The 20,533-nt window shown below is 61.8% G+C and carries 17 protein-coding genes; 3 read left to right on the top strand and 14 right to left on the bottom strand.

The window, feature by feature from the left end; all coding sequences use genetic code 11:
- Positions 1-238: 238 nt before the first annotated feature.
- The 11 genes from MTP38_RS04405 to ybaK all read right to left on the bottom strand — a co-directional run bounded on the left by MTP38_RS04405 (position 239) and on the right by ybaK (position 14,594).
- On the bottom strand, positions 239-943 hold the full coding sequence (locus tag MTP38_RS04405) for a pseudouridine synthase (protein ID WP_227619915.1): 705 nt from the start codon (positions 941-943) through the stop codon (positions 239-241).
- A 174-nt stretch (positions 944-1,117) separates the two neighbouring features.
- Positions 1,118-2,563 carry an adenylosuccinate lyase gene (gene purB, locus MTP38_RS04400; protein WP_227619916.1) on the bottom strand — a complete coding sequence of 482 codons (1,446 nt, stop codon included), beginning with the start codon at positions 2,561-2,563 and terminating at the stop codon, positions 1,118-1,120.
- 263 nt (positions 2,564-2,826) lie between these two features.
- A complete protein-coding gene (locus tag MTP38_RS04395) occupies positions 2,827-6,522 on the bottom strand; it encodes a phosphoribosylformylglycinamidine synthase (RefSeq protein WP_249234368.1) in 3,696 nt (1,231 codons plus the stop codon).
- Between the two features lie 158 nt (positions 6,523-6,680).
- The gene (purD, locus tag MTP38_RS04390; RefSeq protein WP_249234367.1) at positions 6,681-7,982 is read right to left on the bottom strand and encodes a phosphoribosylamine--glycine ligase; all 1,302 of its coding nucleotides are present in this window, start codon (positions 7,980-7,982) and stop codon (positions 6,681-6,683) included.
- A gap of 12 nt (positions 7,983-7,994) precedes the next feature.
- Complete coding sequence (locus MTP38_RS04385) at positions 7,995-9,185, bottom strand: phosphoribosylaminoimidazolecarboxamide formyltransferase (RefSeq protein WP_330221123.1); 1,191 nt, start codon at positions 9,183-9,185, stop codon at positions 7,995-7,997.
- A gap of 17 nt (positions 9,186-9,202) precedes the next feature.
- Positions 9,203-10,003 (bottom strand): IMP cyclohydrolase, encoded by an 801-nt coding sequence (locus tag MTP38_RS04380; RefSeq protein WP_227619920.1) that lies wholly within the window; start codon positions 10,001-10,003, stop codon positions 9,203-9,205.
- A gap of 16 nt (positions 10,004-10,019) precedes the next feature.
- Positions 10,020-10,613 (bottom strand): phosphoribosylglycinamide formyltransferase, encoded by a 594-nt coding sequence (purN, locus tag MTP38_RS04375; protein ID WP_249234365.1) that lies wholly within the window; start codon positions 10,611-10,613, stop codon positions 10,020-10,022.
- Positions 10,607-11,653, bottom strand: coding sequence for a phosphoribosylformylglycinamidine cyclo-ligase (purM, locus tag MTP38_RS04370; protein ID WP_249234364.1), 1,047 nt, complete (start codon positions 11,651-11,653; stop codon positions 10,607-10,609). Before purM ends, purN begins: the two co-directional genes overlap by 7 nt.
- A gap of 2 nt (positions 11,654-11,655) precedes the next feature.
- Positions 11,656-13,134 carry an amidophosphoribosyltransferase gene (gene purF, locus MTP38_RS04365; protein WP_227619923.1) on the bottom strand — a complete coding sequence of 493 codons (1,479 nt, stop codon included), beginning with the start codon at positions 13,132-13,134 and terminating at the stop codon, positions 11,656-11,658.
- A complete protein-coding gene (gene purE, locus MTP38_RS04360) occupies positions 13,134-13,634 on the bottom strand; it encodes a 5-(carboxyamino)imidazole ribonucleotide mutase (protein WP_249234363.1) in 501 nt (166 codons plus the stop codon). Before purE ends, purF begins: the two co-directional genes overlap by 1 nt.
- Before the next feature lie 477 nt (positions 13,635-14,111).
- Positions 14,112-14,594 (bottom strand): Cys-tRNA(Pro) deacylase, encoded by a 483-nt coding sequence (ybaK, locus tag MTP38_RS04355; protein ID WP_249234362.1) that lies wholly within the window; start codon positions 14,592-14,594, stop codon positions 14,112-14,114.
- Positions 14,595-14,950: 356 nt separating this feature from the next.
- On the opposite strand from ybaK, the gene aroF reads away from it, so the two are divergent.
- From aroF to MTP38_RS04340, 3 genes are all read left to right on the top strand, one after another.
- Positions 14,951-15,964, top strand: a complete 1,014-nt coding sequence (aroF, locus tag MTP38_RS04350) for a 3-deoxy-7-phosphoheptulonate synthase (protein WP_227619926.1) — start codon at positions 14,951-14,953, stop codon at positions 15,962-15,964.
- A gap of 121 nt (positions 15,965-16,085) precedes the next feature.
- On the top strand, positions 16,086-16,505 hold the full coding sequence (locus MTP38_RS04345; RefSeq protein ID WP_249234361.1) for a DUF3783 domain-containing protein: 420 nt from the start codon (positions 16,086-16,088) through the stop codon (positions 16,503-16,505).
- Positions 16,502-17,602, top strand: a complete 1,101-nt coding sequence (locus MTP38_RS04340; RefSeq protein WP_249234360.1) for an FAD:protein FMN transferase — start codon at positions 16,502-16,504, stop codon at positions 17,600-17,602. The genes MTP38_RS04345 and MTP38_RS04340 overlap by 4 nt, the downstream gene beginning before the upstream one ends.
- A gap of 94 nt (positions 17,603-17,696) precedes the next feature.
- On the opposite strand, the gene MTP38_RS04335 is transcribed toward MTP38_RS04340, so the two are convergent.
- From MTP38_RS04335 to atpD, 3 genes are all read right to left on the bottom strand, one after another.
- Positions 17,697-18,473 carry a YhfC family intramembrane metalloprotease gene (locus tag MTP38_RS04335; RefSeq protein ID WP_227619929.1) on the bottom strand — a complete coding sequence of 259 codons (777 nt, stop codon included), beginning with the start codon at positions 18,471-18,473 and terminating at the stop codon, positions 17,697-17,699.
- 238 nt (positions 18,474-18,711) lie between these two features.
- Positions 18,712-19,119 carry an ATP synthase F1 subunit epsilon gene (atpC, locus tag MTP38_RS04330; protein WP_227619931.1) on the bottom strand — a complete coding sequence of 136 codons (408 nt, stop codon included), beginning with the start codon at positions 19,117-19,119 and terminating at the stop codon, positions 18,712-18,714.
- Positions 19,119-20,531 (bottom strand): F0F1 ATP synthase subunit beta, encoded by a 1,413-nt coding sequence (gene atpD, locus MTP38_RS04325; protein ID WP_249234359.1) that lies wholly within the window; start codon positions 20,529-20,531, stop codon positions 19,119-19,121. Before atpD ends, atpC begins: the two co-directional genes overlap by 1 nt.
- Positions 20,532-20,533: the final 2 nt, after the last annotated feature.

Genomic DNA, 20,533 nt, shown 5'->3' with positions numbered 1-20,533 from the left:
GTGCAAACCGCAGGTGGGCGGGATTGTGATTTTCAACAATTTCGCCGCATTACATTTTATATTTTACACAAAAGAATTTACTTTTGCAACATATTTCACCAAAAAAAATTCTTCTTTCTTGTTGAAATTATCTTTCGGGGCATTTTCAGGGCCAAAAAAGGCCTTTCTGCGTGGTTCTGAGAGCTATTTTACCGGCAAATTGTGATACTTTTTTGAAGAAGGGGTGAAAAGCGCCGCCTCACCCCGTGGTAATTTTCGCCACTTCGTCGGCGGTCAGCTCCCTCCACTGGCCCGGCGCAAGGCTCTCGTCCAGCGTAAGGCCGCCGATGGCGTCCCGGTGGAGGGCGTTGACGCCCGCGCCGTAGATGCCGAACATCCGCTTGATCTGGTGGTAGACGCCCTGCCGCAGCAGGACGCGGACGGTCAGGCCGTCGGGTGTAAGGGCGGACACCTCTGCCGGAGAGAGGGCCGTGCCGTCGGCCAGCGTGACGCCGGCGGCAAAGCCTGCGCGCATCTCCTCCGTCAGCGGGGTGTCGATGGTAACAGTGTAGGTCTTGGAGACATGGCGCTTGGGCGCGAGGATGTCGTGGGCAAAGCCGCCGTCGTCCGTCAGCAGGACAAAGCCGGTGCTGGTCTTGTCCAGCCGCCCCGCCGGGAACAGCTCCCGGCGGGGGTAGGCGTCCCCCACCAGATCGACGACGGTGGTGTCTCTCTTGTCGGTGGAGGCGCTGACGACGCCCTCGGGCTTATTGAGCATGAGGTAGACGAACTGCTGGTAATCAAGTGCCCTGCCGTCCACTGCCACGGCGTCGGCGGCCTTCAGCTGGGTGTCCCCTTTCTTGCAGACCGCACCGTTCACGGTGACGCGCCCTTTTGCCAGCAGCGCCTTGGCCTCGCTCCGGGTGCATTGGGCCGTCTCGGCCAGATATTTGTCGAGTCGCATGGTGTTCTCCTGATTCTCAATGTTTTGTGCGGATATATTGTAGCATTTTAGGTAAAACGGTTCAAGGCTCTTCCTTTGGGAGAGGCTTTTGCAGTGCCCAAAAAAACTTTGTCTCAAAACAAAAGAGAGAACGCGCAGCAGCGTTCTCCCTTTGTGAGCTAATGTTTTGAAGCCTTAGACACTCAGATTCGCATGCTGCTCCACAGCATCCGGATTCGTGTCGAAAATGGGCTTGAGGATGTGGGCAATGAACTCCTCCACCTGCTGGGGAGCGCGGCCCACGAAGTTTTCGGGCACAAGGCCCGCTGTGATCTCCTCCTTGGTCAGGCCAAAGGCGGGGTCAGCGGCGACACGGTCTACCATATCGTTGGGCAGGCCCTCTTCCTTGACCTGCTTGCCGGCGGCGATGGCGTGCTGGCGCAGGCGCTCGTGCAGCTCCTGACGGTTGCCGCCCTTCTCCACGGCCTGCATCATGATGTTCTCGCTGGCCATGAAGGGCAGCTCCGCCATCAGGCGGCTGCGGATGACCTTCGGGTAGACCACGATGCCGTCGGTGACGTTGAGCATGATGTTCAGGATGGCGTCGGTGGCGAGGAAGCCTTCGGCCATTGCCACCCGCTTGTTGGCGCTGTCATCCAGCGTCCGCTCGAACCACTGGGTGCCAGTGGTGAAGCTGGGATTGAGCACATCCACCATCAAGTAGCGGCTCAGTGCGCAGATACGCTCGCAGCGCATGGGGTTGCGCTTGTAGGGCATGGCAGAGGAACCGATCTGGTTCTTCTCAAAAGGCTCTTCCATCTCCTTGAAGTTGGCCAGCAGACGCAGGTCGGTGGCAAACTTCATGCAGCTCTGGCCGATGCCGGCCAGAGCATTCAGGATGAAAGCATCCACCTTGCGGCTGTAGGTCTGGCCGGACACCGGGATAACGGCCTCGCGGTCGAAGCCCATCTCCTCGGCGATAGAGGCATCCACGGCGCGGATCTTATCGGCGTCGCCCTTGAACAGCTCCATGAAAGAGGCCTGCGTACCGGTGGTGCCCTTGACACCGCGCAGCTGCAGGGTCGCAAGGCGGTGGTCGATCTCGTTGAGGTCCATCACCAGCTCGTTGGCCCACAGGGTGGCACGCTTGCCCACGGTGGTGGGCTGGGCGGGCTGGCAGTGGGTGTAGGCCATGCAGGGCATATCCTTGTACTCCTCGGCAAACTTGGCCAGCTTTGCCAGCACGCCGATGAGCTTCTTGCGCACCAGCTCAAGGCCCTGACGCATCACGATGATGTCGGTGTTGTCGCCGACGTAGCAGCTGGTGGCGCCCAGATGGATGATGCCTGCTGCCTTGGGGCACTGCTGGCCGTAGGCGTAGACATGGCTCATAACGTCGTGGCGCACCAGCTTCTCCCTCTCGATGGCGACCTCATAGTTGATGTCGTCCACATGAGCTTCCAGCTCGGCCACCATCTCGGGGGTGATATTGGTCAGGCCCTGCTTCATCTCGGCCCGGGCCAGCGCCACCCACAGACGGCGCCATGTGCGGAACTTGTTGTCGTCCGAGAAGATGTACTGCATCTCATCGGAGGCATATCGGGTGGAAAAGGGGCTGATATAACGGTCATGCTGAGACATTAAGCTGTCCTCCTTGGGTATTCGTTTCCAGAAAGTTACCGTCACGCTGCCAAAAGCCTCTCCCCTTGGGAGAGGTGGCATCGCCTGCGATGCCGGAGAGGGCAAGCCGCCTGACAAACTGCATCCCGTACTGTGATAAGCAGGCTCTTTGTCCAAGCGATGTTTCCCTCTTTCCTGACATCCTTGCCCTCTCAGGCGCTCACGCGCCAGCTCTCCCAAAGGGAGAGCCTTTGCGGATCGGGTAAGTTTCTTCTATTCTACCATCAAATCTTGAAATAGTCCACGCCGCCCTCGAAGATCGGCTGATACTTATCGCCGGTGACATTCTTGTAGAGGTACTCGCCGCTGCGCTCCGAGTGGCCCATCTTACCAAAGACGCGGCCGTCCGGGCTGGTGATGCCCTCGATGGCGAGGACGGAGCCGTTGGGGTTATACCGCAGGTCCATGCTGGGGTTGTCGTCCTGATCGACGTACTGAGTTGCGATCTGGCCGTTGGCGATGAGGGTATCCAGCACGCTCTGGGGGGCCACAAAGCGTCCCTCGCCGTGGCTGATGGCCACGGTGTGCTGGTCGCCCACGCTGCACTTGGACAGCCACGGGCTGCCGGTGGAAGCGATGCGGGTGCGCACCAGCATACTCTGGTGGCGACCGATGGTGTTGAAGGTCAGGGTCGGGTCGCAGGACGTGATGGGGCGGATGTCACCGTAAGCAGCCAGACCCAGCTTGATGAGGGCCTGGAAGCCGTTGCAGATGCCCAGCATCAGGCCGTCACGGTGCTGCAGCAGGTCGCGGACCGCCTCGGTGACGGCCGGGCTGCGGAAGAAGGAGGCGATGAACTTGGCGCTGCCGTCCGGCTCGTCGCCACCGGAGAAGCCGCCGGGCAGCATGACGATCTGGCTCTCGTTGATGGCCTTCACCAGTGCCTCGCAGCTGGCAGTGACGTCAGCGGGGGTCAGGTTGCGGATGACCAGCACCTCGGGGTCGGCACCGGCGCGGGCAAAGGCGCGGGCGGTGTCGTACTCGCAGTTGGTGCCCGGGAAGACCGGGATGATGACCTTCGGCTTTGCCACGCCGATCTTGGGCGCAGCGGGAGCGGTCAGGCTGCCGCTGATCTTCTCGACGACGGGGCCGGACTTGCGGTAGGGGTAGACCGGCTCGAGCTTGGACTCCCAGATCTCCTGCAGCTGTGCCATATCCAGCTTGTCGCCGCAGCACTCGAAGACGTAGTCCGCCGTGGTCTCGCCCAGCAGCTCACCGGCCGGGGCGTCGGAGACCATCTCCAGCACGATGGAGCCGTACATGGGCTTGAACATATCGTGGGTGGACATCTTGGTCATCATCTTGAAGCCGATGCGGTTGCCCAGACCCATCTTGAAGAGGGCCTCGGCCAGACCGCCGTAGCCCACAGAGCAGGCGGAGGCCACGATGCCCTCCTCCATCATCTGCTCGACGATCTTATAGTTGGCTTTCAGGGAGAAGAAGTTGGGGCAGCCGGTCGCCGGATCGAGGATGGGCCGGAGGAGGACGACCGTGCTCTCCGGCTTCTTGAACTCGGTGGAGACGACGCGGCTGGCCTTGCCGATGGCCGTGGCGAAGGACACCAGCGTGGGAGGCACATCCAGCTGCTCGAAGGAGCCGGACATACTATCCTTGCCGCCGATGGAGGCGATGCCGAGGCCCATCTGGGCATCCAGAGCGCCCAGCAGAGCGGCCAGCGGCTTGCCCCAGCGCTCCGGCACATTGCCCAGACGCTCGAAATACTCCTGGAACGTCAGGTAGGCGTCCTCATAGCGGAAGCCGCTGGCCACCAGCTTGGTCACGCTCTCGATCACGGCCATCTGCGCGCCCACATACTGGTCAGCGCTCATCAGATAGGGGTTGTAGCCCCATGCCATGCCGGAGCAGGTGTTGGTCTCGCCGTCCACCGGCAGCTTGGCCACCATGGCGTTCTGGGGGGTCAGCTGGCGTGCGCCGCCGAAGGGCATCAGCACAGTGGCTGCGCCGATGGTGGAGTCGAACCGCTCCGAAAGGCCCTTCTTGCTGCAGACGTTCAGGTCGCCCACCATGTTCTTCATCTTCTGCTCGAAGGTCACACCGGCCCACTGGGGCTGCCAGACGGTGCCCTTCTCGATGTGGACGTTCTGATGCTTCTCGGCACCGTTGGAGTTCAGGAACTCGCGGCTGATGTTGACGATGGACTTGCCGTTCCACACCATGTTCAGACGCTTTTCTTCCGTGACCTTCGCCACGGGGGTGGCCTCAAGGTTCTCCTCGGTGGCAATGGCGATGAACTTGTCCACATCCTCGGGGGCCAGCGCCACGGCCATTCGCTCCTGACTCTCGCTGATGGCCAGCTCGGTGCCGTCGAGGCCGTCATACTTCTTCGTGACCTTGTTCAGGTCGATATACAGGCCGTCGGCCAGCTCGCCGATGGCGACGGAAACGCCGCCTGCGCCGAAGTCGTTGCAGCGCTTGATCATCTTGCAGGCATCTTCGCGGCGGAACAGGCGCTGCAGCTTGCGCTCGATGGGGGCGTTGCCCTTCTGCACCTCGGCACCGCAGTGCTCGAGGCTGTCCAGCTTGTGGGCCTTGGAGGAGCCGGTAGCGCCGCCGATGCCGTCACGGCCGGTGCGGCCGCCCAGCAGGACGATGACGTCGCCGGGGGCGGGGCACTCGCGGCGGACGTGGGAAGCGGGAGTCGCGCCCACGACAGCGCCGATTTCCATACGCTTTGCCACATAGCCGGGGTGATAGATCTCATCCACCTGACCGGTGGCGAGGCCGATCTGGTTGCCGTAGGAGGAATAACCGGCGGCAGCGGTCGTCACCAGCTTGCGCTGAGGCAGCTTGCCGGGCAGGGTCTCGCTGACGGGCTTGAGGGGGTCGCCTGCGCCGGTGACGCGCATGGCCTGATAGACGTAGCTGCGGCCGGACAGGGGATCACGGATGGCACCGCCGATGCAGGTAGCCGCACCGCCGAACGGCTCGATCTCGGTGGGATGGTTGTGGGTCTCATTCTTGAAGAGGAAGAGCCAGTCCTCGTCCTTGCCGTTGACATCACACTTGATCTTGACGGTGCAGGCGTTGATCTCCTCAGACTCATCGAGGTTCTTCAGGACACCCTGCTTTTTCAGCTCCTTGGCACCGATGGTGGCAAGGTCCATCATGCAGCGGGGCTTGTTCTCGCGGCCAAGGTCGGCGCGCATGGCCATGTAGCGGTCAAATGCCTTCTGCACCACGGCATCGTCGATCTGGACGTCGTCCAGAATGGTGCCGAAGGTGGTATGGCGGCAGTGATCGGACCAGTAAGTGTCGATCATCTTGATCTCAGTAATGGTCGGGTCGCGCTTCTCCGAGCGGAAATACTTCTGACAGAACTTGATGTCGCCGAGGTCCATCGCAAGGCCCTTCTCATCGATGAACTTCTTCAGGCCCTCCTCGTCCAGCTCGTTGAAGCCGTCCAGAACGGCCACCTCGGTGGGGACGGGATACTCCATCTTCAGGGTAGCCTTGGTGTCCAGCGAAGCCTCGCGGGCCTCCACGGGGTTGATGACGTATTTCTTGATCTCGGCCAGCTGCTCGTCGGTCAGGGTGCCCTCCAGCAGGTAGACGCGGGCAGAGCGCACCAGCGGGCGCTCGCCCTGACTGATGAGCTGGATGCACTCGGCGGCAGAGTCGGCGCGCTGGTCGAACTGGCCGGGCAGGTACTCCACGGCAAAGGACACGCAGCCGTCCGCAGCGGGCAGCTCCGCATAGGTATTGTCCACCGGCGGCTCGCTGAACACAGTGGGCACGCACTGCTCGAACAATGCCTCGTCGATGCCCTCCACGTCGTAGCGGTTGAGCAGCCGCAGGCCGCTCAGCTCCTTGATGCCCAGCAGCGAGACCAGCTCGTTGCGCAGGCTCTGGGCCTCGCCGTCGAAGCCGGGTTTCTTTTCAACATAGATACGATATACCATTGGGTATTTCCCTCCTGTATCGATTTTTCCGTCCGGGCAGAACCTCTCCGCCGCGCCGCCTCCCCTACCGAGAGGAGGCCTTGGCATATCGGAGAAGTTTTCCTCTTCGCCAGAGGCTCCCCTCGATAGGGGAGCTGTCTGCGAAGCAGACTGAGAGGTTATTCTTCCGCCAGCGCCTTCAGCGCCCGCATCCCGATGTCGGTGCGCTTGTGCAGCTTATCGAAGTGGATGTGCTCTGCGGCCTCGTAGGCAATGGCGATGGCCCGGGGCAGGCCGGGCGCAGTGGCCGTCACGCCCAGCACGCGGCCGCCGTTGGTGACGAGCTGACCGTCCTCGGCGATGGCCGTGCCGGAGTGGTAGACCGTGACGTCCGGCTCATCGGGCAGCTGACCGTCCACAAGGCCGGTGATGGGCTTGCCCTTCTCGTAGGCCACAGGGTAGCCGCCGGAAGCGAGGATGACACAGGCAGCCGCGCCGTCGGAGAACTTCACCTCGGTGTCGGCCAGCGTGCCCTCGGTGCAGGCGGTCATGATCTTCAGCAGGTCGCTCTCCAGCAGGGGCAGCACCACCTGCGTCTCGGGGTCGCCGAAGCGGCAGTTGTACTCGATGACCTTCGGGCCGTCCGGAGTGAGCATGAGGCCGAAGTAGAGACAGCCCTTGAAGGGGCAGCCCTCGGCATTCATGGCCTTGATGGTGGGCAGGAAGATCTTTTCCATGCACTCGGCGGCGATGGCCGGGGTATAGTAGGGGTTGGGGGCGACGGTGCCCATGCCGCCGGTGTTCAGGCCGGTGTCGTGGTCGTTGGCACGCTTGTGGTCCATGGAGGACACCATCGGCTTGACCACCTTGCCGTCGGTGAAGCTGAGGACACTGACCTCGGGGCCGGTGAGGAACTCCTCCACGACCACATGGTTGCCGGAAGCGCCGAACTTTTTATCCAGCATGATCTCCTTGACGCCCTCGGCAGCCTGCTCTTCGTTCTCGCAGATGAGCACGCCCTTACCCAGCGCAAGGCCGTCGGCCTTGATGACCACAGGGTACTTGCCCTCGGCCTTGATGTACTCCATGACCTTGGCGGGGTCGTCGAAGGTCTCATACTTCGCGGTGGGGATGCCGTACTTCTTCATCAGGTCTTTGGAGAAGACCTTGGAGGCCTCGATGCGGGCCGCAGCCTTGTCCGGGCCGAACGCCGGGATGCCGACCTTTGCCAGAGCGTCCACCATGCCCAGTGCCAGCGGGTCGTCCTGCGCTACCACGACATAGTCGAACTTTTCCGTCTCTGCAAAGCCCACCATCGTTTCCACATCGGTGGCCTTGATGTTGACGCAGTGGGCATCATAGCCGATGCCGCCGTTGCCGGGCGCACACCAGACCTCACCGCAGTCGGGGCTTTTTTTCAGTGCCTTGATGATGGCGTGCTCACGTCCGCCGCCGCCAACGACCAGAATTTTCTTTGCCATTTTTATGCCCCCTTAGTGATGGAACAGCCGGATGCCGCAGAAGGCCATCGCAATGCCGTACTTATTGCAGGTGTCGATGACCTGCTGGTCACGGATGGAGCCGCCGGGCTGGACGATGGCGGTGACGCCGGAACGGCGTGCCCGTTCGATGTTGTCGCCGAAGGGGAAGAACGCATCCGAGCCGAGGCAGACGCCGGTGACATGGCTCAAATACTCCTTCTTTTCCTCAACGGTCAGCGGCTCAGGCTGACGGGTGAAGGTCTCGGCCCAGACATCGTCGCCGATGACGTCCTCGGGGGTGTCGCCGATGTAGACATCGATGGCGTTGTCACGGTTGGGCTTTGCCACATCGTCACGGAAGGGCAGGTCCAGCACCTTCGGCATATGGCGCAGCTGCCAGTTGTCGGCCTTCTGGCCCGCCAGACGGGTGCAGTGGATGCGGCTCTGCTGGCCTGCGCCCACGCCGATGGTCTGGCCGCCTGCGGTGTAGCAGACGCTGTTGGACTGGGTATATTTCAGGGTGATGAGGGCGATGATGAGGTCGCGCTTCTGCTCCTCGGTCACGGTCTTGTTCTCCGTGACCCAGTTGTTCAGCATGGTGTCGGCGTTGATGACCAGCTCGTTGCGGCCCTGCTCGAAGGTGATGCCGTAGACCTGCTTGTGCTCCACGGAGGCGGGCTTATAGGCAGGGTCGATGGCGACCACGTTGTAGTTTCCCTTCTTCTTCCCGGCGAGGATGGTCAGGGCCTCCGGCTCATAGCCCGGGGCGATGATGCCGTCAGACACCTCGTGCTGGATGAGCTTTGCCGTGGGCACATCGCAGACGTCGGAGAGGGCGATCCAGTCGCCGAAGGAGGACATCCGATCTGCGCCGCGGGCGCGGGCATAGGCGCAGGCCAGCGGCGAAAGCTCCATGTCCGGGGCGATGTGGTACATCTTCCGCTCCACCTCGCTCAGGGGCAGGCCGAGGGCCGCGCCCGCCGGGGAGACGTGCTTGAAGGAGGCGGCGGCAGGCAGGCCGCAGGCCTCTTTCAGCTCCTTGACCAGCTGGATGGAGTTGAGGGCATCCAGAAAATTGATGTAGCCCGGCTTGCCGTTCAGGACGGTGACGGGCAGGTCAGAGCCGTCCTCCATATAAATGCGGCTGGGCTTCTGGTTGGGGTTGCAGCCGTACTTCAGCGCAAGTTCATTCATTTGGTGCATCCTCCTTGTATCTCGTGTTATTCTTCCTCGGCGTCGAGCTTCTTCAGCAGCTCCAGCTCCTCGGGCAGCAGCTCCGGCTCCTCGGGATCGTCGAGGTCGCTGCACACAGCGTCGTATTTGTTGAAGATCATGTCGCCGCTCTCGCCGGTCTCGAGGTCGATGACCCGGGCGAAGAGGCTGACCTTGTTGTCGGGGTTCAGGTTCTGCCACAGGCCATGGGCGAAATCGCCGATGGTGCGGGGGCAGGCGAAACGGAGCGGCTCGCCCTCAAAGCTGGGGATGGGGCTGCCGTTGTGCTTATAGGTGCTGATGAAGTGACCCTCCCCGGCCACGGGCTGCGGGTAGTCGAAGAAATAGCGCTGCACGCTCTCGCCGTTGCCGTCAGCAGACTTCAGGATGCTCATCTGATAGCTGCCGTCAGCGTACACCACAGCGGAGATGCGGGGGGTGTAGTTCGGCTCGTCCGGCTCGAAGGTGCGGGTGCGCAGGGCGTCGGCAAAGCTGCGGCCCCGGCTCATCTCGTCAAAGATGGTGTCGGTCTGGTCGCCGTTGGTGACGATGTGGGTCTTGCCGAGGGTCAGCACGGGGTTATAGATGATGAGGCTGGGGTCCTCCAGCTTGGCCGGGTCTGCCGCCATCGTGCAGATGCCGCCCCGCTCGGGCACCGGGTCGAATACCCGGTTGCGGCTGTTCTCGCTGCGGCCCATGATGAAATAGCCAATGAACATCTGACGGCCATCCGGTGCTTTTGCCACCGCGATGCCGCGGCCGGGGTACTCGTTGGAGGCCAGATATTCGTTCAGGTCGATTTTTTCCATTGTCTTTCTCCTATCGTTAAACCTCTCCGCTGCAGACCATCGCCACCGCCTGCGGCAGCAGCTTCCACTCGGCCTGCTCCATCACCCGCTTCTGCAGCACCTCGGGGGTGTCGCCGGGCAGGATGTCCACGGCCTTTTGTAACAGGATCGGCCCGCCATCGCACTCTTCATTGACGAAGTGGACGGTGGCGCCCGTCACCTTGCAGCCCCGGGCCAGCGCGGCCTCGTGGGGGCGCAGGCCGTACATACCCGGCCCGCAGAAGGACGGGATGAGGGCGGGGTGGATGTTCAGGATACGGCGGGGATAGGCCTCGATGACGCTGGGACCGAGCACCGAGAGGAAGCCCGCCAGCACCACGAGGTCGATGTCGTGTTCCTTCAGCGTCTTCAGCAGGGCGGCGTCGAACGCCTCGCTGGTGGCGTAGTCCTTCCGGCGGACGACCACGCCCTCGACGCCTGCCTTGGCTGCGCGCTCCAGCGCGTAGACGCCGGGCTTGGATGCCACCACCAGTGTGATCTTGCCGTTCGGGTTCTCGCCCCGGGCCTCACTGTCCAGCAGGGCCTGCAAATTGGTGCCGCCGCCGGACACTAACACAGCGATGTTCAGCACAGCTCGACACCCTCACCTTCTGCGATGACGCCCAGACGATAGGCCTCCGGCTCACCGTTGGCGTGGAGGATGTCCAGTGCCTTGTCGGCCTGCTCGGCGGGGACGGTCAGCACCATGCCGACGCCCATGTTGAAGGTGTTGAACATATCATGCTCGGAGATATTGCCGGTCTTCTGCATCAGCTGGAAGAGGGCCGGAGTGCGGACATCCTCCTTCTTAATGCGGGCGCAGCAGCCCTTCTTCAGGCTGCGGGGGATGTTCTCGTAGAAGCCGCCGCCGGTAATGTGGGAGATGCCCTTGACATCCACCTCTTCCAGCACCTTCAGCACCGGCTTAACGTAGATCTTAGTGGGGGCCAGCAGGGCCTCGCCGAGGGTCTTGCCGCCCAGCTCTGCGGGGGTAGTCTTGAGAACGGCGGGGTCGCCGTCGATGTCGAAAATCTTGCGCACCAGCGAGAATCCGTTGGAGTGGACGCCGGTGGAGGGCAGGGCGATGATGACGTCGCCGGGCTTCATGGTCTCGTTGCTCAGGATCTTTTCCTTGTCCACGACGCCCACGGTGAAGCCGGCCAGATCGTACTCCTCCTCCGGCATCATGCCCGGGTGCTCTGCGGTCTCGCCGCCCACCAGAGAACAGTCGGCCTGCACGCAGCCCTCGGCCACGCCCTTGACGATCTCGGCGATCTTCTCGGGGATGTTCCGGCCGCAGGCGATGTAGTCGAGGAAGACCAGCGGCTTCGCACCGGCGCAGATGACATCGTTGACGCACATGGCCACGCAGTCGATGCCGATGGTGTCATGCTTGTCCAGGATCATGGCGATCTTCAGCTTGGTGCCCACGCCGTCGGTGCCCGAGATGAGGACGGGGTGCTGATAGCCGGTGCAGTCCAGCTCGAACAGGCCGCCGAAGCCGCCCAGCCCGCCGATGCAGTGCTCGTTCATGGTGCGGGCCACATACTGCTTCATGAGTTCGACCGAACGGTAGCCTGCGGTGATGTCCACACCTGCGGCTGCATAGCTTTCCGAATAGCTCTTTTCCATTGTTACTCTCCTAACTTTTTCTCGTCCTTGGGACGGTCATTCAGGTGGCGTTCATGAATATCGGTGGAAAGCACCTCTTCCGGCTTCACGGCGTACTGGCCGGTGAAGCAGGCAGTGCAGAAGCCGCCGTTCGCGTTCTGGGCCAGCCGGACGACGTGCTCCGTCGAAAGGTAGCCCAGCGTGTCGGCCCCGATGATCTCGTTGATCTCGTCCACCGTGCGGCCGGTGGCGACCAGCAGCTTCTGGTCGGGGATATCGGTGCCGAAATAGCAGGGATATTTGAAGGGGGGCGCGGAAACACGGAAGTGGACTTCCTTCGCTCCGGCGTCCCGCAGCAGCTTGATGATGCGGGCGGAGGTGGTGCCGCGCACGATGGAGTCATCCACCAGCACTACCCGCTTGCCCTTGACGGTGCTGGACACGACGTTCAGCTTGATGCGGACGCTGTTCTCGCGCTGCTTCTGGCTGCCCTGAATGAAGGTGCGGCCGATGTATTTATTCTTGATGAAGCCGATGCCGTAGGGGATGCCGCTCTCCTGCGAGTAGCCGAGGGCCGCATCGAGGCCGGAGTCCGGCACACCGATGACCACATCGGCCTCTACGGGGTGTTCCTGTGCGAGGAAGCGGCCTGCCTGCTTGCGGGCCTCATGCACCGAGCTGCCCTCAATGATGCTGTCAGGGCGGGCAAAGTAGATGAACTCGAAGACGCACATCTGGCGGTCGGGACGGCCGCAGTGGTCTTTGATGGAGCGCAGCTCACCGGTCTTGGTGTCGGCGATGACGATCTCGCCCGGCTCCACATCCCGCAGCAGCGTCGCACCGACGGCGTCCAGCGCACAGCTCTCGCTGGCGAAGGCATAGCCGCCGCCGGGCAGGGTGCCGATGCACAGAGGCCGGTAGCCCCGGGGGTCGCGGGCCGCGATGAGCTTGGTGGCCGACATGACCACGAGGCTGTAGGCGCCCTCGAGGACATCCATCGTCTTGCTGATGGCGATCTCGATGCTTCCCATCCGCAGGCGGTTGCGGGTGACGAGGTAGCAGATGACCTCGGTATCGGAGGAGCCGTGGAAGATAGCGCCCTCGTTTTCCAGCTGGCGGCGAAGCTCCAGAGCGTTCGTCAGGTTGCCGTTGTGGCAGAGGGCCATGGTGCCCCGGCCATGCCGGACGATCATGGGCTGGGCGTTGGCCCGGACGCGGCTGCCGGCGGTGGCGTAGCGGACATGGCCGGTGGCCATATGGGCCGTGGGCTTTGCCAGCGAAGCCAGCACCGCCGGGGTGAGCACCTCATTGACAAGGCCGAGGTCCCGGTGGCCGTTGATGACGCCGTCATCGTTCACGGCGATGCCGCAGCTCTCCTGCCCACGGTGCTGCAGAGCGTACAGGGCCGAGTAGGCGGCAGCCGCCACATCCTCCGTGCCTGCACGGTCATAGATGCCGAAAACGCCGCACTCTTCGTGAAGCGGGTATGCAAAATCAGACATTACAGTTCCTCGATCTCTTTCTGCAGTTTTTCTTCCTTTGCGGCGATCTGCTGCGCCATCGCGGTGCGCTCAGCCTCCAGCCGGTCGGCCAGCGCCTCGTCGCCGAGGGCCAAGATCTCAGCAGCCAGCCATGCGGCGTTCTTTGCGCCGTTCAGGGCCACCGTAGCCACCGGGATGCCGCTGGGCATCTGGACGGTGGCCAGCAGTGCATCCAGACCGTCCATCGCGCCGCCCTTCATCGGGATGCCGATGACCGGCAGGGTGGTGTTGGCGGCGAAAGCACCAGCCAGATGTGCTGCCATGCCCGCCGCGCAGAGGATGACGCCGAAGCCGTCTGCCTTTGCCTTTTTTGCGAAGTCCGCCGCCTCGGCGGGGGTGCGGTGGGCCGACAGGATGTGGGCCTCAAAGGGGATGTCCAGCGCCTTGAGCTGGGCGCAGGCCCCCTTGACCACCGGCCAATCACTATCCGAACCCATGATGACTGCCACTTTACGAATCATCTGTATCCAACCTCTCTTTCTCAAAATCCCACGACACAAAAACAAAAAAGGCTGTGATGCACCTACACCACGGCCTTTTATTTCATCTGCGACAGCATAGACTCGCAGCAGGTTACACGAAGGCCCTGATGCATCCCCGCGCCGAGACGGCACTTGGTACTCAGCAGCTCATTCCACATTCTGCTCCTCCTCCGCAAACCTCGTTGTCCACGCTGTTCTTTCCGGCTGAAAAAAGAGTTTGCCTGCCCTTCCGTCCGCCGTCTAGATACAGTATACGGCAAAAAAACGCCTTTGCAAAGAGCGTTCGGGCAAATTTTCCCTTGTGTTCTCTGCTGTCAAAAAACTTTCTAAAATTTTGTGCAGTTTCGACATCGTTTTTCTTTTTAAGTACGACTTCTTGGAGAAACTTTCTATAATAAATATTCTTTTAAAGGCTCTCCCTCCGGGAGAGCTGACGCAACGCGCCTGCGAGGCTTTTCAGAAGATGATCTTCGCGGTCGTTGCCCGTGCAGCCTTGATGAGGTCGGCAGCGGCGCAGCACACCTGCGTGCCGATGCGCCCGCCGGAGACGTAGACCTTCGGCTGGCTCAGCACGCTCTCGTCGAAAACGGTGGTGTATTGCTTCTTCATGCCCACCGGGCTGCAGCCGCCCCGGACATAGCCGGTGACTTTGTTGATGTCGGCAACGTGGATCATCGCCACGCTCTTTTCACCCACGCTGCGGGCGGCGGCCTTCAGGTCAAGCTCCGCTGCCACCGGGATGACGAAAACAAAGTAGTTCCTGCTGGCCCCCTGCGTCACCAGCGTCTTGTAGACGCAGGCGGGGTCCTCGCCCATGCTGGCGGCGACGCTCACGCCGTCCACCGCCACGCCCTCTTCGTGGGGATATTCATGCGCGGTGTAGGCCACCTTGGCCCGCTCCAAGATGCGCATGGCGTTCGTTTTTGCTTCTTTGCCCATATGTAAGACCTCTATTGTTGTATTAACCTCTCCGTCACGCCTTACGGCGTGCCACCTCCCCTATCGAGGGGAGGCCTTGGCATAGCGGAAAACTTCTCCTCTTCGCCAGAGGCTCCCCTCGGTAGGGGAGCTGTCGAGCGAAGCGAGACTGAGAGGTTGAGTCCAGATTTATTCTACCACTTTCTCTCCCAAAATTCAAAAACTTTTGAGAAAGCTCTTGACTTCATGAAACTGAAGTGATATGCTATGTCCATGCCCCGTCACTTCACGATAGTGAAGTTCATGATACTGAAACATCTGCGGCAAGGCGGCTTCCTCTCCCCTGCCGTACGGAAATAGGAAAAGGAGAACCCGCCATGATCATCGTACTCAAACAGGACGCCCCCGAAGCCAAGGTCCACGAATTCTGCCGCGAGCTGGAAGGCATGGGCCTGCAGATCAATGACTCCAAGGGCAGCGACACCCACATCCTCGGACTCATCGGCGACACCAAGGCCATCGCCGAGAGCTGGGTGCTGGCAAATCCGGTGGTCGAGACCTGCCGCCGCGTCTCGGAGCCGTACAAGAAAGCCAACCGCAAATTCCATCCGGACGACAGCGTCATTGATGTGGAGGGCGTGAAGATCGGCGGCGGCAGTTTTGCCGTCATCGCAGGCCCGTGCAGCATTGAGAGCGAGGCCCAGATCACCTACTGCGCCCAGCGCGTCAAGGCCGCCGGTGCCTCCCTGCTGCGCGGCGGCGCATTCAAGCCCCGCACCTCCCCTTATTCTTTCCAAGGGATGCGCAGCGAGGGCCTCGACCTGCTCAAGCTGGCCCGCCGTGCCACCGGCTCTCCCATCGTCACCGAGATCATGAACACCGAGCATCTGCCCCTCTTTGAGAATGTGGACCTCATTCAGGTCGGCGCCCGCAATATGCAGAACTTCGAGCTGCTCAAGGCCGTGGGCCGTCAGAAGAAGCCCGTCCTGCTCAAGCGCGGCCTTGCCAACACGCTGGAGGAGTTCGTCATGAGCGCCGAGTACATCATGGCCGAGGGCAACGAGAACGTCATCCTCTGCGAGCGCGGCATCCGCACCTTCGAGACCAGTATGCGGAACACCCTCGACCTCGCCGGTGTGGTCATGCTTCACAAGATGACCCACCTGCCCGTCATCGTGGACCCCAGCCACGCCTGCGGCCACGCATGGATGGTGCCTCAGCTGGCAAAGGCCGCCGTCGCCGCCGGTGCCGACGGCCTGATGATCGAGGTCCACAACGACCCCGCCAAGGCCAAGTGCGACGGTGCCCAGAGCCTGACCCCCGACCAGTTCGACGAGCTGATGGACTTCATCGGCAAAGAGGTGGAGTTCTTCGGCAAGAAGATGAACTGAGTTTTGCACCGTGCGCCCTCTTCGGAGGGCGTTTTTTCTTTGGGCCGCGTTTTCTTTTTCCGTTCTTTATGGTATACTATAGTGTATTTTGATTTATCCTTTGAAAAAGAGGTACGATGCAATGAAAGCACATATCGCACGCAACCAGAATGCCGGCGTCCCGCTGGCGCTGGGCTGGAACCTGTCCGCCGCCGACCGGGGCATCCTTGAGGGGATGGCCCCCGCCTTCGGCATGAAGCTGCTGTCCGTCTCCCCCGCCGACGCAGGCAAGACCGTCGCCCAGCTGCTGGGCGAGGTGGAGGTCAAGACCTCCCGCACCCTCGTGCTGGAACCGGGTGCCTATCCTCCTGCGCTGGTGCTGGCAAACTTCCGGGAAAAAGACCTCGACACCCTGCTGGACCTCATGAAGCAGGCGCAGGTGAACATTCCCCTCAAGGCCGTCATCACCCCCTCCAACAAGAACTGGGTCTTCGGCGACCTGCTGGCTCACCTGTCTGAGGAGCACGCCGCCTTCACGGCTGCGGCAAAGGAGCAGGCATGAGCATCAAGCGCTTTGTTTCTACCCTGCTGGCCGGGACGCTCTGCCTGAGCCTCCTTGCTGCCTGCGGCTCATCTCAAAAGCCTGCGGCCTCCGGCGTGAGCGCGGATGCCCAGCGGTACAGCACCATCTTTTACGACGCTTTTGACACCGTAACGCAGGTCATCGCCTACTGCGACAGCGAGGAGGAGTTCAACCGCCAGATGGACGCCCTCCACGCCGACCTGCTGGAATACCACCGTCTCTACGACATCTACAACGACTACGACGGTGTGGTGAACGTCAAGACCATCAACGACAACGCGGGCACTGCCCCGGTTCAGGTGGACGATAAGATCCTCGGGATGCTGGAGCTGGCCCGGCAGATGTACGACACCACCGGCGGCAAGCTGAACATCGCCATGGGCAGCGTCCTCCGCATCTGGCACGACTGCCGCGAGGCCGCTGAGGCCACCGAAAGCGAGGCGGACAACCAGCTGCCCTCGCAGGAAGCGCTGGATGCCGCCGCACAGCACTGTGATATTTCTGACCTCGTCATCGACGAGGAGGCCAAGACGGTCTACCTCTCCGACCCCGCCATGTCCCTCGACGTGGGCAGCGTGGGCAAGGGTTATGCCGTCGAGATGGTGGCGCAGGCTGCTGAGGCCCGGGGCCTGACCAGCGCCCTCATCAGCGTGGGCGGCAACCTCCGCGCCATCGGCACAAAACCCGACGGCTCCCAGTGGTCGGGCGGCGTGGAAAACCCGTGGAACTCCTCCGAGGTCTACACCGCCAGCTCCTCCTACGTCTCCGGTGTCAACATGAGCGACATGGCCCTCGTCACCAGCGGCAACTACCAGCGGTACTACGTCGTAGACGGCGTGCGCTACCACCATCTCATCGACCCGGACACCCTCTGGCCCGCCCGCTACTTCGACAGCGTCAGCGTCCTCTCCCCCGACTCCGGCGCGGCCGACTGCCTCACCACCGGCCTGTTCTGTATGTCCCTTGAGGATGGTCAGAAGCTCGTCGAGTCCCTCGACGGCGTGGAGGCCCTTTGGTGCACGCCGGACGGCGATATTATAAGCTCCAGCGGCTGGTCTGACCACGAGAAAAAGTAACAGAAATCGAAAGTCCCCTCTTCGTCACGGTTCTTGCTCCAATGACGAAGAGGGGACTTTTATATACTTATATATCAAGAATATTTCCGTGCGTTCACTCTTCCATACAGGCATACTTTGCCATCAGGACAGCCCCGCCGGTCACGAGTGCAACGACAAGCTCCACCACCCAGACAGATGCCACTGCACTGAGCAGAACGGCCAGCGAATCGATGACGAAGTGGAACAGATACGCATTGAGCAGGTCTTTCCGGGACTTTTTGCGGATGGACTGGAACACCAGAATCGAAAGGCTCACATGGAGCACCACCGCCAAAAGCCGCTCTACGCCGCCTGCAAAAAACGTCAGGCTCGGTGTCGTCCACAGCGCCGAAAGAGCCGCTGCCGTGTCTGCCGCCTTCTTTGCGTCAAGAGACGCCAGCTGTGCAGACATGGTGCCGGAGTTTATCATCACGGCACTTGCGATGTTGCTGATGGATGCCACGCCGCACAGAAGCATTGCCTCCACGCCGCCGTGTCCGGCACCATACATAAAGGCATTCGGAAAGTCCATCGGCTTCACCAGAAACCTCATGGCGATGTAACGGCCAGTCTCTTCAAAAAGTGCTGCCATCAGGCCGCCATAGACTGCGTATAGGATCACGCTTCCGGTCAGCGCTTCTCCGGCCAGCTGGAACACGATGCGATGGATGGCAGCTTCCAGCATCACCACCATCACGAAGAAAACGCCGCACCCGATAAAGAACGGTGCCGCCTTCGCGCCCAGCTTCTTCTTTGCGTAGATGAAAAGGCCTATGGGAAGTGCGAAGGAGACGACAAGGGAAAATACCATGCCTGCGATGCTTGCTGCGGGGACTGTCATAAGCGTCATAACTGCGCCCTTTCTGCCTGTACGGCTCTCTGCTGTCTGCCATATCCGTCTGCCATGGACTCCGGCGGCTCCGCATTTCCCATGCGGGCCGTCTTTCCTTTGGGGATACCAGAATCATATCACTTTCCCCCTTCTCTGTCAAAGGAAACGCAAAAGGACCCACCCATCCGTAAAATGGACAGGCAGGCCCTCTGCTTTGGAGAAATTGGAGAAATATCGCTTATGTTCGAAAGGAGTCTTAACGCTTGTATTTGGATGCGGTCTGCAGCCGCTGCATGGCACGGTCGAGGGCGATCTTTGTCTGATAGTACTCGTGCATACTCTGCTTGTGCTGCAAGCGCTCTTCGGCGCGGATGCGGGCGGCCTCGGCGCGGTTCTTGTCGATGTCCTCGGGCCGCTCGGCGCTGTCCACCAGCAAAAGCACGAAGGTGGGCGTCACCTCGGCGATGCCGTCACCGACCAGAATTTCCCGGGTCTCGCCGTCCACGGTGAACTTGAGCATTCCCATGTGGATGGCCACCAGCACCGGGCTGTGACCGGCCTGCACACCGTAGACGCCGTCCTTCACGGGCAGCACCATGCTCTCGCAGCTGCCCTGATAGAACTCACCGCTGGAGGCCGTGATGTTGAGGATGAAGCTGTTCATCAGGCCTCACCGCCTTTTTCCTCCGCCAGCTTGTCCGCTGCCTTCTTGCGGGCGTCGTCGAGGGTGCCCACGTTGAAGAAGGCCCACTCGGGCAGGTCGTCGCACTTGCCGTCCACGATGGCGGCAAAGCCCTTGACCGTCTCGGCCAGCGGCACATATTTGCCGGGCAGGCCGGTGAAGTTCTCGGCCACCGCGAAGGGCTGGGAGAGGAACTTCTGCAATTTACGGGCACGGGTGACGGTGAGCTTGTCTTCCTCGCTCAGCTCATCCATGCCGAGGATGGCGATGATGTCCTGCAGCTCCTGATAGCGCTGCAGCGTCGCCTGCACCTTGCGGGCCACGCGGTAGTGCTCCTCACCCACGATGTCTGCTTCCAGAATACGGGAGGTGGAGGCCAGCGGGTCCACGGCGGGGTAGATGCCCTGCTCCACGATTTTACGGCTCAGGACGGTGGTAGCGTCCAGATGGGCGAAGGTGGTGGCGGGGGCGGGGTCGGTCAGGTCGTCGGCAGGGACGTAGACAGCCTGCACCGAGGTGATGGAGCCGTCGCGGGTGGAGGTGATGCGCTCCTGCAGAGCGCCCAGCTCGTTTGCCAGCGTGGGCTGGTAGCCGACGGCGGAGGGCATACGGCCCATCAGGGCGGAGACCTCAGAGCCTGCCTGCACGAAGCGGAAGATGTTGTCGATGAAGAGCAGCACGTCCTTATGCGTCTCCTCACGGAAATACTCCGCCATGGTCAGGCCCGTCTCGGCCACGCGCATACGTGCTCCGGGAGGCTCGTTCATCTGGCCGAAGACCAACGCAGTCTTGTTGAGGACGCCGGAGGCGTTCATTTCGCCCCAGAGGTCGCAGCCCTCGCGGGAGCGCTCGCCGACGCCGGTGAAGATGGAGTAGCCGCCGTGCTCGGTGGCCACATTATGGATCAGCTCCTGGATCAGGACGGTCTTGCCGACGCCTGCACCGCCGAACAGACCGATCTTGCCGCCCTTGGCGTAGGGAGCCAGCAGGTCGATGACCTTGATGCCGGTCTCCAGAATTTCAGTAGCGGGCTTCTGCTCTGCAAAGCTGGGGGCCTTGCGGTGGATGGGCCAGTGGGGCACCTCGTCCACCGGACCCTTGCCGTCGATGGGGCGGCCCAGCGGGTCGAACATACGGCCCAGCGTGGCCTCGCCCACCGGGGCAGTCAGGCCGTGGCCGGTGGCAGTGACCACCATGCCCTTGCCCAGACCTTCGCTGGCCGAGAGCATGATGCAGCGCACCGTCGATTCGTTGACGTGCTGCGCCACCTCCATCGTGCGCTCAGTGCCCTCTGCGGTCACGGTCAGCGCTTCCTGCAGGGCAGGCAGTCGGCCTGCGGCGAACTGGACGTCCACCACAGGGCCGGCTACGCGGATAATAGTTCCCTGTATCATAG

The organism is Faecalibacterium sp. I3-3-89 (assembly GCF_023347275.1).
GTDB classification, from domain to species: domain Bacteria; phylum Bacillota; class Clostridia; order Oscillospirales; family Ruminococcaceae; genus Faecalibacterium; species Faecalibacterium butyricigenerans.
The sequence above is the reverse complement of the archived record's forward strand: the minus strand, read 5'-3'. Positions and strand labels throughout refer to the sequence as shown.

Bases quoted from the DNA above. Each gene is read 5' to 3' on its own strand.
- purD (WP_249234367.1), bottom strand. From the start codon at position 7,982: ATGGCAAAGAAAATTCTGGTCGTTGGCGGCGGCGGACGTGAGCACGCC.
- purE (WP_249234363.1), bottom strand. From the start codon at position 13,634: ATGATTCGTAAAGTGGCAGTCATCATGGGTTCGGATAGTGATTGGCCG.
- ybaK (WP_249234362.1), bottom strand. From the start codon at position 14,594: ATGGGCAAAGAAGCAAAAACGAACGCCATGCGCATCTTGGAGCGGGCC.
- atpD (WP_249234359.1), bottom strand. From the start codon at position 20,531: ATGATACAGGGAACTATTATCCGCGTAGCCGGCCCTGTGGTGGACGTC.
- MTP38_RS04380 (WP_227619920.1), bottom strand. From the start codon at position 10,003: ATGGAAAAAATCGACCTGAACGAATATCTGGCCTCCAACGAGTACCCC.
- purF (WP_227619923.1), bottom strand. From the start codon at position 13,134: ATGTCTGATTTTGCATACCCGCTTCACGAAGAGTGCGGCGTTTTCGGC.
- purM (WP_249234364.1), bottom strand. From the start codon at position 11,653: ATGGAAAAGAGCTATTCGGAAAGCTATGCAGCCGCAGGTGTGGACATC.
- MTP38_RS04345 (WP_249234361.1), top strand. From the start codon at position 16,086: ATGAAAGCACATATCGCACGCAACCAGAATGCCGGCGTCCCGCTGGCG.
- aroF (WP_227619926.1), top strand. From the start codon at position 14,951: ATGATCATCGTACTCAAACAGGACGCCCCCGAAGCCAAGGTCCACGAA.
- MTP38_RS04395 (WP_249234368.1), bottom strand. From the start codon at position 6,522: ATGGTATATCGTATCTATGTTGAAAAGAAACCCGGCTTCGACGGCGAG.
- MTP38_RS04335 (WP_227619929.1), bottom strand. From the start codon at position 18,473: ATGACGCTTATGACAGTCCCCGCAGCAAGCATCGCAGGCATGGTATTT.
- atpC (WP_227619931.1), bottom strand. From the start codon at position 19,119: ATGAACAGCTTCATCCTCAACATCACGGCCTCCAGCGGTGAGTTCTAT.
- MTP38_RS04340 (WP_249234360.1), top strand. From the start codon at position 16,502: ATGAGCATCAAGCGCTTTGTTTCTACCCTGCTGGCCGGGACGCTCTGC.
- MTP38_RS04405 (WP_227619915.1), bottom strand. From the start codon at position 943: ATGCGACTCGACAAATATCTGGCCGAGACGGCCCAATGCACCCGGAGC.
- MTP38_RS04385 (WP_330221123.1), bottom strand. From the start codon at position 9,185: ATGCACCAAATGAATGAACTTGCGCTGAAGTACGGCTGCAACCCCAAC.
- purB (WP_227619916.1), bottom strand. From the start codon at position 2,563: ATGTCTCAGCATGACCGTTATATCAGCCCCTTTTCCACCCGATATGCC.